Annotated in this window: 9 protein-coding genes and 1 pseudogene; 6 read left to right on the forward strand and 4 right to left on the reverse strand. The window is 74.6% G+C overall.

Annotated elements, in window-relative coordinates:
* Positions 1 to 137: 137 nt before the first annotated feature.
* A complete protein-coding gene (locus tag QA802_RS01410) occupies positions 138 to 647 on the forward strand; it encodes a DinB family protein (protein WP_319168354.1) in 510 nt (169 codons plus the stop codon).
* Positions 648 to 703: 56 nt separating this feature from the next.
* Here the strand turns inward: QA802_RS01410 and QA802_RS01415 are convergent, their stop codons facing one another.
* The 3 genes and pseudogenes from QA802_RS01415 to QA802_RS01425 all read right to left on the reverse strand — a co-directional run bounded on the left by QA802_RS01415 (position 704) and on the right by QA802_RS01425 (position 4305).
* Complete coding sequence (locus QA802_RS01415; RefSeq protein ID WP_334517531.1) at positions 704 to 2257, reverse strand: FAD-dependent oxidoreductase; 1554 nt, start codon at positions 2255 to 2257, stop codon at positions 704 to 706.
* Positions 2254 to 2984: pseudogene (locus tag QA802_RS01420) on the reverse strand (class I SAM-dependent methyltransferase). Before QA802_RS01420 ends, QA802_RS01415 begins: the two are co-directional and overlap by 4 nt.
* 127 nt (positions 2985 to 3111) lie before the next feature.
* Positions 3112 to 4305, reverse strand: a complete 1194-nt coding sequence (locus tag QA802_RS01425; protein ID WP_334517532.1) for a lycopene cyclase family protein — start codon at positions 4303 to 4305, stop codon at positions 3112 to 3114.
* 529 nt (positions 4306 to 4834) lie between these two features.
* Between QA802_RS01425 and QA802_RS01430 the strand changes: the two genes are divergently transcribed.
* Genes QA802_RS01430 through QA802_RS01445 form a run of 4 tightly spaced genes read left to right on the forward strand, consistent with a single transcriptional unit; the run spans position 4835 to position 9859 of the window.
* Complete coding sequence (locus QA802_RS01430) at positions 4835 to 6220, forward strand: polyprenyl synthetase family protein (RefSeq protein WP_334517533.1); 1386 nt, start codon at positions 4835 to 4837, stop codon at positions 6218 to 6220.
* Positions 6217 to 7776, forward strand: a complete 1560-nt coding sequence (gene crtI / locus QA802_RS01435; RefSeq protein WP_334517534.1) for a phytoene desaturase family protein — start codon at positions 6217 to 6219, stop codon at positions 7774 to 7776. Before QA802_RS01430 ends, crtI begins: the two co-directional genes overlap by 4 nt.
* Positions 7773 to 8804 carry a phytoene/squalene synthase family protein gene (locus QA802_RS01440; RefSeq protein WP_334517536.1) on the forward strand — a complete coding sequence of 344 codons (1032 nt, stop codon included), beginning with the start codon at positions 7773 to 7775 and terminating at the stop codon, positions 8802 to 8804. The genes crtI and QA802_RS01440 overlap by 4 nt, the downstream gene beginning before the upstream one ends.
* On the forward strand, positions 8801 to 9859 hold the full coding sequence (locus QA802_RS01445) for a Rieske (2Fe-2S) protein (RefSeq protein WP_334517537.1): 1059 nt from the start codon (positions 8801 to 8803) through the stop codon (positions 9857 to 9859). Before QA802_RS01440 ends, QA802_RS01445 begins: the two co-directional genes overlap by 4 nt.
* Before the next feature lie 111 nt (positions 9860 to 9970).
* On the opposite strand, the gene QA802_RS01450 is transcribed toward QA802_RS01445, so the two are convergent.
* On the reverse strand, positions 9971 to 10195 hold the full coding sequence (locus QA802_RS01450) for a hypothetical protein (RefSeq protein WP_319168363.1): 225 nt from the start codon (positions 10193 to 10195) through the stop codon (positions 9971 to 9973).
* Between the two features lie 248 nt (positions 10196 to 10443).
* Here QA802_RS01450 and QA802_RS01455 point away from each other — a divergent pair, with 248 nt between their 5' ends.
* The gene (locus QA802_RS01455) at positions 10444 to 11604 is read left to right on the forward strand and encodes an ABC transporter substrate-binding protein (RefSeq protein ID WP_334517539.1); all 1161 of its coding nucleotides are present in this window, start codon (positions 10444 to 10446) and stop codon (positions 11602 to 11604) included.
* Positions 11605 to 11666 lie beyond the last annotated feature (62 nt).

Genomic DNA, 11666 nt, shown 5'->3' on the forward strand with positions numbered 1-11666 from the left:
ATTTTCTCCGTCGCCGTGACCTGGACTTCTGACCGTGCGACATCCGGAAGAGTGTCGCGCCGGGAAAACCGGCTCCCTGGCATCTGCCGTCCGGCGGATACTGGCCTTTCCTACCGGCGAAACGAGGAGCACGGCACGTGACCCGCGACGATCGCACAGGACCGCCCGGCTTCGGGACCGAACGAGACATGCTGCGGGCCTTCCTCGACTACCACCGCGCGACCCTCGCCATGAAGTGCGAAGGCCTCACCGACGAGGAGCTGCGGCAGCAGTCGATGCCCCCGTCCACACTCTCGCTGCTCGGTCTGGTGCGGCACATGGCGGAGGTCGAACGGGCCTGGTTCCGGCGGGTGTTCGAGGACAACGACGCGCCCATGGTCTGGTCGGACGAGATCGACTTCCAGGCGGCCTACGACGCGAGCGCCTCGACCAGGGAGGAGGCGTTCGGCGCCTGGCAGGCGGAGGTGGAGAACTCGCGCCGGGTCGAGCGGGCGGCCGAGTCCCTGGATCAGGCCGGCTACCAGCCGAGGTGGGAGGAGGAGGTGTCGCTGCGGATGGTGATGGTGCACGTCCTCCTGGAGTACGGCCGTCACAACGGGCACGCGGACTTCCTGCGGGAGGGCGTCGACGGAACCGTGGGCGCCTGAGTTCGGGGGAGGCGTCGTCCGCGGAAGCCTCAGCCGAGTGGGGCGAGTGGGCCGAGTCAGGCGAGTCGGGCGAGTCGGCGCAGCGGTGCGCTACGGCCCCGGTCCGGCACCGTCCACAGGGTCTGGCCGCGGACGCCCCAGCGCTCCAGCAGCGCGTTCGCGGCGAGGAAACCGCTCGTGGCGGCGCGTTCCATGAGCGCCACCGGCAGTTCCGTGCGCACGAGGTCGCCGGCCACCACCAGGCCCGGGTCACAGGTGCGGACGGTGGGCCGGTCGTCGTAGCCGCCGACCGGGAACAGCGGGCAGTCGGCCCGCCATTCGTGCCGTTCGTCGACCACCCTCGCCGCGCGCGTCTCCGGATACACCCGGTGCAGTTGCTCCAGCAGCTGTTTCTGCTCCACGTCGCGGGCCGGGCGGTCGGGCAGCGCGTAGGCGTGCAGTTCGACGACCGAGCCTTTGGTGCGGGAGGTCCAGCGCGCGGCCTCGCCCTCCCAGCGTTCGAGCACGCTGACGTTGTCGAGGGTCCCGTAACCGCTGGTCCCGAGGAATCCCGGGCGGTCGGCGGCGACCGGGCGGTCCAGCCACAGGCGTGAGACGAGGAAGGGCGGCGCGGTGCGCAGCCTGGTGGTCCGCTCCCGCCAGGCGGCGTCCGCCAGCCGCGGGGAGCGTGCGACGAGGGATCTCAGGCCCGCCGCGTCCAGGGCCAGCACGGTGGCGTCGTAGCGGTGCTGCGCGGCGTCGGCGGCGACGAGGAAGCCGCCGTCCGCGGTCGGCTCGACGGCGTCGACGGGGGTGCCGGTGCGCAGTTCGACGCCGTGGCCGCGCAGATAGCCGGCGAGAGGGTCCCAGAGCGCCGCGGGGAAGGGCTCGTCCGGCACGTCGAACAGCAGCCCCTCGGACGAGCCGAAGAAGTAGATGTGGAACATCAGGACCATCTCCGCCGCCGAGAGGTGGCGGGGGTCGGCGAAGAAGCTCCGGGAGAAGACCTCGAACGCGAGGTGGTGGGCGGCCTCGGGGAAGCGGATCGACCGGAGGTAGTCGTGTGCGCTGACGTCGTCGAGTCGCGCGTAGACGTCGGGGACGCGCACGTCCAGGAGGGGCAGCGCGGCGACCGGGTTCATGCGGGCGAGGTCGCGCAGGCCGAAGGTCGGGCTCAGTGCCACGAATCCGAGAGCGCTCCAGGGCGGGGTGCGCGGGACGTGCCGGAAGCTGTCGTGCAGGCCGTTGCCGTGCCGCAGCGGGTAGTCGGGCAGCCCGCGCAGGCGCTCCAGCCCCGGATCGGTGCGGCGCAGAAGTCCGCGCAGGTTGTAGTACTGGCGGAAGAACGCGTGGAAGCCTCGGCTCATGGTGACTTCGCTGCCGTCGGCGAGGGCGGTGGGCCGGCCGGCGAGGCGTCCGCCCAGAGCGTTCTCGCGTTCGTAGAGCGTGACCCGCGCCCCCCGTTCGGCCAGGGCCGTCGCGGCGGCCAGGCCGGCGATGCCGCCGCCCACGACCGCGGTCGTCGGACGACGGTCGCCGGTGAGGCGGGGTGCGCCCGGCGCGGGCAGCAGGGTGCGGGCGCGCCGGTCCCGGCCGCGCCGGGCAGCGGTCGGCCGCGGGGAGCGGGTCATCGGGCGTTCTCCGCGCCGGCGTGCGGGCGGCGGGCGACGACGGTGTGGGTGACGCCGGTCTGCCAGCCCGGCAGGGGCAGCGCCCGCACGTCGCGCAGGCCGACCGCGCGGACCCGGGCGGCGAAGCGGTCCGCGGTGTCGAACTCCACGACACTGCGCCACAGATGGCGGTAGAGGTCGCCGTCGCCGAGCATGGTGGCGACGGGCAGGACAAGGCCTCGGCACACGCCCGTCCACACCGCACGGTGAGCGGTCCGGCCGCTCAGGGTGTACTCGTGGACCGCCAGCCTGCCCCCGGGGCGAGCGCGTCGCGGACCGCCGCGAGCACGGCGTCGGGATCGGCGACGTTGCGGAAGAGATAGGCGGCGAAGACCGCGTCGAAGGGGCCGTGCACGCCTGCCTCGGCCAGCCGCTCGGCAGGGGCCCGCACGAACGTCACCCCGCTCCGCCACGGTTTGCCGGCGGCACGCTCCAGCATGCCCGCCGAGGCGTCCACGGCGGTGATCTCGGCGCCGGGCAGGACGGCGGCGAGGGCTGCCGTGGAGGCGCCGGTGCCGCAGCCGAGGTCCAGCACACGAAGCCCGGCGCCGCCGCGGGGCAGGCCGAGACGGCGCGCCGAGCGGCGCAGTTGGCCGTGGTAGCCGGGATTGGCGGCGACCAGGGCGTCGTAGCTGCGGGAAGCGTGGTCGAACGCGGCGGCCAGCTTCTCGTCGCGCAGCAGGGTCATACGGTCTCCTCGGTCATACGGTCTCGTCGGTCGTGCGGACTCGTCGGTCGTGCGGACTCGTCGGTAGGGGGGCGCGGAACTGTGCGGAACCTTGTCGGGTGGGGGCACGGTCGGTGTCGGACCGGGGTCACGGGCCGGACCGGGCCGTGCGGGGAAGCCAGGGCAGCTCGGCCGCGCTGTGGAGCATCGGCAGGACGGGGGTGCGGATGCCGACGGAGAAGTCCTCGTGAAGTCGGGTCTCGCCGTCGAGGAAGCGCAGCAGCCGTCGCATCGGCACCTGGGCGAAGAGCCGGGCGAAGAAGGCGGCGCCGTCGACGCGGCCGCTGTCCAGCGCCCGCAGCATCACCGCGTCCATGGCGCGCGAGCGGGCGGAGTGGGCGGGCGGGGGCAGCGGATGGCGCCCCGCGCGCAGGGCTTCGGCGACGGCCCGCGTCTGACGCTGGACGGCGGAGAACGTGTATCCCGTGGACGGCCGGGTCGCGCCGCCCGCCGCACCGATGCGGAACACCGACGGCGCCGCCCGGCGGGCGAAGCGGGCGTCGGTCATCGGGATGACGCCGGTCTCCGTGGCGGTGACCTCGAAGCCGCCGAGGCGCAGCACGTCGCCGGTGTAGTGGCGCAGCGCCTCGTCGTAGGCGTGTCGGGTCAGGACCGCGTGGGAGAACTGGGTGTACTCCACGAGTGCCCGGTGGCGGTCGGTGGGGAGCAGGTAGCCGAAGGCGAGTCCGCGGGACGGCTGCGGCACCCGGAAGTCCATGAGCATCGCCGTGCCGGGGTCGAACGCCGGGCGGTCGGTGCGCACGAACCAGCCGCGGAAGTGCTGCAGCAGGGTGGTGCGGGCCGCCGGGAGGCGGGCGAGCGGGCGGGAGTCGAACACCCAGCGGGCGTGCACGGCGACGGGCCGGCCCTCGTGGGTGCGCGCGAGGATCTCGGCTCCGTCGGCGTCGCCGCGCACCGTCTCGACGGCCGCCTCCAGCCGTCGGACGTCGTCGCTGTGGGCCAGGGCGTGGTCGACATGGCGGGCGAAGTCGTCGGAGCGGAGCATCTTGTAGCGCAGCGGGGCGATGTCGTCCTCGGTGGGCCGCCCGGTGGAGTCGTGTACGCGCAGCCGCCGCCATTCGGCGGTCACGGCGTCGTCGTAACGCCCGCCCCCCGCTTCCCAGAAGCACCATGTGCGGCGCGGCGGACGAAGGGGGCCGGGCGGGGCGTCCAGCAGCACGGTGGACACCCGCCGGCCTTGCGGGGCGGGGTGCGAGAGGCGGTGGGCCAGGGAGAGTCCGGCTGCTCCCGCGCCCAGGATGGCCACCTCTGCGTGCAGCACGAGCCGCTCCCTTCGTACGACGCTCCCGCCGGCGGCGCGTCTGCAGCAGCATTCACCCGGGGAGGCCTCGGCGGATGCAGGCTCCGCCGGTTGTCGGCCATCCGGGGCCGCCGAGTGCGTGACCGGCCCGTTCTCTCCCACCTCGCGTCGGTCGTGCGTCGGATCAGCCCGCGTGGTCGGGAACGCCGTCCTCCCGGAGGCAGCGGCCGAGCCGGTGCAGACCGCGTCTGGCGTGACTCTTGACTGCATGCCGTCTCGGACGCATGCCGTCTCGGACGGCTGTCGCGGCTCCCTCACCATGCGAAGCGCGTCAGTGGCGCGACAACTCGCATCGTCTGTGCGTCGTTTTGCGCCCGCTTCGGGTGGGCGGCGGCGTCGCCCGATCGCCCGATCGGGCGAAAACCGACCGCACGTTGTCCCCCGATGGCGCATCCGTGGCGGCCTCGGCCGCGGAAGGCATTACGTCAGACCCGAAGCGACCGTGGCGAGAGGAACCGGGATGCGTCCCACCGAGGCGAAGGATCTTCCTGTGCCCGAGAAGGCACCCGACCCTCGGACCGAGCGCCCTCCGAGCGGCCGTCCCCGCCTCGGGGACGGCCCCCGCTCCTCCGGCGGCCGCGCATCGGACCCGCAGGACCCGCACGTCCGGCCGCCGTACCCGCACGTCCGACGCGACCCCCACGTCCGGCCCGACCCGCACGTCCACCCGGACCCGGATGTGAACCGGCTCGACGCCGTCGACGGCGATGTGCCCGCCGCCGTGGGGCGCGTCCTCGACGCCCTCCTGGCCGAACGGGTGGAGCAAGCCGCCGCGCTGGATCCGGTGTTCGGCCGTGACGTCGCCGAACGCGTCGCACAGTGCACCGTGGAGGGAGGCAAGCGCATGCGCTCCCAGTTCGTGTGGTGGGCGCTGCGTGCCTGTGGCGGCGGCGCCGCGGAGGCGGAGGCCGCCCTGCGGGTCGGTGCCGCCCTCGAACTGATCCAGACCTGTGCGCTCGTCCACGACGACGTCATGGACGGCTCCCGGCTGCGCCGCGGACGGCTCGCCCTGCACGCGGACGTCACCGCCCAGTACGCCGACGCCGTGCCCGCCGACCGCGCCCGGCGCTTCGGCGAGGCCGCGGCGATCCTCGCCGGGGATCTGGCCCTGGCCTGGGCCGACGACACCGTCGCGACCGTCGTGGCGCCCCCGGACACGGACCGCGCCCTGCGCGATCTGTGGAGCACCATGCGCACGGAGATGGTGGCCGGGCAGTATCTCGACATCCAGGGCCAGGCGACCTCCTCGCTGTCCCTGGCCCGGGCCGTCCGCGCCGCCTGCCTCAAGAGCGCGCTGTACTCCGTCGAACGCCCGCTGGCGCTCGGAGCCGCCCTGGCCGGAGCGGACGGTGCACAGAGCACGGCCCTGTGCTCGGCGGGCCGGTGCGTCGGCATCGCGTTCCAACTGCGCGACGACCTCGCCGACGCCTTCGGCGACCCACGGCGCACCGGCAAACCCGTGGGCGGCGACATCCGGGCGGGCAAACCCACCTACCTGGCGGCCGTGGCGCGGGCCCGTGCGGAGACGACGGGCGACCGCCGCGCCCTCGCCGTGCTGCGGCGCTCCCTCGGCCGCACCGACCTCTGCGAGAGCCGTCTCGCCGAGGTCCGCGACGTCCTGGTGGCCACCGGCGCCCGTGACCTCGTCGAGGCGAAGATCGACCGGCTGGTCGCCCAGGGGATGCGCCACCTCGACTCCGCCGTCCTGGAGCCGCAGGCCCGAGGGCGCATTCGACGGCTGCTGCACGCCTCGGCCGGCACGACCCCCACCGCCATCCTCAGCCCAAGTCCCACACCCGGAGGGTGCGGAGCGGAGGACGGCGGCCCGCCGCTCTCCCTCCTCCCCTCCGCCGGCACCGACGGAGTCCCGCGATGACCAGAACCGTTCCCGGACGCACGGATCACGTCGTGGTGATCGGCGCCGGGCTCTCCGGCCTGGCGGCCACGCTGCACCTGCTCGGCGCGGGCCGCCGGGTCACCCTGGTCGAACGCGACCCGCTGCCCGGCGGCCGCGCCGGACGCCTGGAGCGCGGCGGCTACCGCATCGACACCGGGCCCACCGTGCTGACCATGCCCGACCTGGCCGACGAGGCGTTCGCGGCGGTCGGCGAGAACCTGCGCGACCGCGTCGACCTCGTCCCGCTGCACCCCGCCTACCGGGCGCTGTTCGCCGACGGCAGCGGCCTCGACGTGCACACCGACCCGCAGGCGATGGAGGCGGAGGTCGAGCGTTTCGCGGGTGCCGCCGAAGCCGCGGGCTACCGGCGGCTGCGCGCGTGGCTGGAGCAGCTGTACCGGGCGCAGCTGCGGCGGTTCATCGACGCGAACTTCGACTCCCCCTTCCAGTTGCTGACCCCGGACCTGGCCCGGCTCGCCGCCCTCGGCGGATTCGGCCGGCTGGACGCGAGGATCGGCCGTCACCTGCGCGACGAACGGCTGCGCCGCGTCTTCTCCTTCCAGGCGCTGTACGCCGGGGTCGCCCCGGCGCGAGCGCTGGCCGCGTACGCCGTGATCGCCTACATGGACACCGTCGCCGGCGTGTACTTCCCCCGCGGGGGCATGCACGCCCTTCCGCAGGCCATGGCGGACGCCGCCGCGAGGGCCGGCGCCGATCTCCGGTTCGGCCAGGACGTCACCCGGCTGGAACGCTCCGCCGGCCGGGTCACCGCCGTCGTCACCGTCCAGGACCGCATCGCGTGCGACGCCGTGGTCCTCACCCCGGAGCTGCCCGTCTCCTACGCGCTCCTCGGTCGCACACCGCGGCGTCCCGTGCGGATCCGGCACGCGCCGTCGGCCGTCGTCCTGCACGCCGGAACGGACCGTACCTGGCCCGGACTCGCCCATCACACTCTGTCGTTCGGGGCGCGGTGGCACCGCACCTTCGACGAACTCACCCGCGAGGGGCGTCTGATGAGCGACCCGTCGCTGCTCATCACCCGGCCCACCGCCACCGACCCGACGCTCGCCCCGCCCGGCCGGCACCTCCACTACATCCTGGCCCCCTGCCCGAACACCGACATCGGTCCGGACGCCGCCGCCTGGAGCGACCTCGCACCGCGCTGCCGCGACAGCGTCCTGCGGGAACTCCAGCGACGCGGACTCGACGGCATCGCCGAAGCCGTCGAGGAGGAGGTCCTCGTCACTCCCGCCGACTGGACGGCACAGGGGCACGCGGCCGGCACCCCCTTCTCGGCCGCCCACACCTTCGCGCAGACCGGCCCCTTCCGGCCGCGCAACCTCGTTCGCGGCACCGACAACGCCGTGCTCGCGGGCTGCGGCACCACACCGGGGGTCGGCGTTCCCACCGTACTGCTGTCCGGCAAGCTCGCCGCGGCGCGGATCACCGGCCGGCAGGCGCCTCCCGGGCGCGGCCCGTCGACGGTGGCGGCGGCACCGCTCATGTCGCCCGTGCAGGAAGGAGCGCGCCCGTGACCGCCCGGGAACTCGACGCGGCGGGCATCACCGAACCGGCGCTGCGCGCGGCCTACGCACAGTGCCGTCGGCTCAACGCCCGGCACGGCCGGACGTACTTCCTCGCCACCCGGCTGCTGCCCGTGGAACGCCGTCCCGCCGTCCACGCCCTCTACGGCTTCGCCCGCTGGGCCGACGACATCGTCGACTCCCCGGCAGCGGACGTCCCCGTCCATCGCCGGGCGGCCGACCTGACCCACCTCGAGCAGCGCCTGCACCGCGGGCTGCGGGACGGCCGCAGCACCGAGCCGGTGGTCCTCGCGCTCGCCGACACGGCCCGCCGCTACGCCATCGACCACCGGCACTTCCACGACTTCATGGCGTCCATGCGCAGCGACCTGGAGGTGACCGACTACCCGACCTACGCCGACCTGCGCGCCTACATGCACGGTTCGGCCGCGGTGATCGGGCTGCAGATGCTGCCGATCCTGGGCACCGTGGTCCCCCGTGAGGAAGCGGCCCCGCACGCCGCGGCCCTGGGGGTCGCCTTCCAGCTGAGCAACTTCCTGCGCGATGCGGGCGAGGACCTCGACCGCGGACGCGTCTACCTGCCCGCCGACCTGCTGTCCGCGCACGGCGTGGACCGCGAGCTGCTGCACTGGAGCCGGAGGACCGGCCGCCGCGACCCACGGATCCGCGCGGTACTCGAAGCCTTCGCGCACCTGACCCGGGGCGTCTACCGCGAAGCGGCGCCGGGCATCGCCATGCTCGACCCGGTGTCCCGTCCCTGCATCCGCACCGCGTTCGTGCTGTACGGCGGCATCCTGGACGCCGTCGCCGCCGACGGATACACGGTGCTGCACCGCCGTGCCGTGGTCCCGCGGCGACGGCGCGCCACGATGGCCGCCGACGGGCTGGTGCGCCTGCTGGCCGCCCGCACCGCGGCGCGCGCGGGCCGCCGGACCGTGCTTCCCACCGCGCCCGCCCGAGGACGGCCCACGGCGTCCGGGACCTCCGCGGCGGCGCCCCTGCACGAGGAGGCCGTGTGAGCCCTGACCGTTCCCTCCGCCGCGGACGCTTCCCGCTGTCGCTGCGCCGGCGCCCGGTCGCCTGGGAGCGACAGCGTCCGACCTGGCGCGAGGCCCGTCCGGCGGTGATCGCCGAGGCGCTCAAGCGCGCGCAGGCCCGCCCGTCGGGCAACTGGTACGTGGTGGGCGCGAGCCGGGACGTCCGCGACGACCGGCCGCTGGCCCGCACGATCGCCGGGCAGGAGATCGTCGTCTGGCGCGACGCGTCGGGCCGGCTCGTCGCCGGACCCGGCATCTGCCCTCATCTGGGGGCGCCGCTGCGCGACAGCCCCGTGCGGTGCGGCGCCCTGGTCTGCCACTGGCACGGACTCGCCCTGCGCGGCGGTCCGTTCGCGGGCTGGGACCCCCTGCCCGCACACGACGACGGCGTGCTGGTGTGGGTGCGCCTGGACGACGTGGGCGGCGAGCCTCCTCTCGGGGCGCCGGTGGTGCCGGTCAGGCCCGCCCTGGCGGGCGCGGTGTCGGCCGTCTACGTCGGCGTCGGCACGTGCGAGCCGGAGGACGTCGTGGCCAACCGGCTGGATCCGTGGCACGGCGCCTGGTTCCACCCCTACTCCTTCGTCGACCTGACCGTCGTCGACGCTCCCGGAGCGAAGGCGCGGGCCACGGCGGAGGCATTCGGGACGGCGGCGGCGCACGACTCGGACAGGGAGGACGGTTTCACCGTCGACGTCTCCTTCAAGCTCGCCGGCCGGCTGGTGGTGCCCGTCCGCGCGGTGTTCACCGCGCCCGAGCCGCGCACGGTCGTCATGCGCATCGTCGAGGGCGAGGGCCGGGGGTCGGTGGTGGAGACCCACGCGACACCGCTCGGGCACGACGACCGGGGCAGGCCGCGCACGGCGGTGGTGGAGGCGGTCGTGGCCGCGTCGGACCGCCCCGGCTTCGCCGTGGCGCGCACGCTGTCGCCGCTGCTGCGACCGCTCGTGCGGGCCGCCGCCGGACGCCTGTGGCGCGACGACCTGGCGTACGCGGAAAGGCGCCGGCACCTGCGCTCGACGGGGCGTTTCCCCGGCTGATCCGGTCCGGTCCTTGTCCTCGGCGTCGTCTGTCGCCGTCGTCATCGTTCTCCGGGAGCCACGAGCCCACGGGCGAGGCCGTCAGGCTGCCCGCCGTCCGCGCGTCCGCCGTCAGGCGGCCGACCACTGGTGCGGTCTGCCTCCCCGCCACTCGACCCATCGCGCGTCGTCGAGCACACGGTCCGGTTCGGCTACCCCGGCCGCTTCGAGGAACACGGTCAGATCATGGTCGGAGTAGGCCGTGCCGAGGATCTCGTCCCGCCCGCCGGTGTGCACGGTCACCCGCCGGCCGCCCGAGGGGGACGGCCGGTGGACGACGATCGGAGCACCCGCCATACCTCCAGCGTGCGCCCCGGACGACGCCGGAGCCAGTCCGCGGCGGCCGGAGCCCGAGCGACGGTGCGACGGGGGCGGTCGGCACCCCGCGGGCCGTTCCGTTCAACCGTTCGGTTGACATCGGGTTCCGTCTTTCGCCGCCCCGGTCGATGCGAACGGACGACGCGGGACGGCGTCGGGCCCGCCGACACTGACAGGGCCCAGGCGCCGGGCTTCCTACGCCACCCCCTCAGAAAGGCCCGATCAGCGTGTCCAGTTTTGTGAGCAGACGACATGTCCTCGCCACCGGCGCCGGCGCCGCTCTCGGTCTCGGCGCGGCCGGTGCGACCGGTGCGAACGCGGCCCCGGCGGCCGCCGCCCCCACCGCCTCCCGACACCCGGCCGGCGCCGGGGCCGAGGAGAGAAGGACGCTGGACGAGCTCTACCGGGACGCCGTCGCGGAAGGCGGCAGGCTCGTGGTCTACGCGGGCGGCGACACCCCCACCCAGCAGGACGCCACGAAGGCCGCCTTCCGCAGCAGCTTCCCGGACATCGACCTGACGCTCGTCGTCGACTACAGCAAGTACCACGACGTCCGCCTCGACAACCAGTTCGCGACCGCCAGCGTCGTGCCGGACGTCATACAGCTCCAGACCCTCCAGGACTTCACGCGCTGGAAGGACCAGGGCCGTCTGCTGCACTACCGGCCCGCCGGGTTCTCCCGGTTGTACGACGCCTTCAAGGACCCCGAAGGCGCGTGGGTGGCCGTCGGCGCGCTCGCCTTCAGCTTCATGTACGCCCCGGCGGCGGTCGGCTCCCGACCGCCCCTCACCCCGCTCGACCTCGTCGACCCCCGGTGGAAGGGGCAGATCGCCTCCTCGTACCCGCACGACGACGACGCGGTGCTGTACCTGTACTCCCTGTACGTGCGGAAGTACGGGTGGGAGTGGGCGGCGAAGCTCGCCGCGCAGGACGTGCGCTTCGCCCGGGGCAGCCACACGCCCAGGCAGGCCGTGACCGCAGGCGAGAAGGCGATCGGCATCGGCGGCGGGGGATCGCTGACCGCCCCGCCCTCGTCGCCGGTCCGCTTCGTCGCCGCCGACGGCCACCCGTTCATGGCCTGGGGGCAGCGCGCGGCGATCCTCAAGCAGGCCGCCCACCCCACGGCCGCCAAACTCTTCCTCAACTGGCAGCTGTCGCCGGAGAGGCAGAACGGCTCTTCCAACGGCTGGTCCGTGCGCACCGACGTCACCCCGCCCAGCGGCCTCAAGCCGATCTGGGAGTACCCGAACGGCAACCTGGACGGGTTCCCCCGCTTCATGGCGGACCGGGCCCAGGTCGAACGCTGGAAGCAGACCTTCGCCCTGTACTTCGGCGAGGTCCAGGGCGAGCCGACGCCCGGCCGGCTGGGGCTGCACCCGGGGGCGTAGCCGCGCGGCGGGGGCCGCCGGCGCGCCGGAGAGACGACCGGCGGCCGGCGGTCCTGGCCGCA

It is taken from the genome of Streptomyces sp. B21-105, assembly GCF_036898465.1.
Classification (GTDB): domain Bacteria; phylum Actinomycetota; class Actinomycetes; order Streptomycetales; family Streptomycetaceae; genus Streptomyces.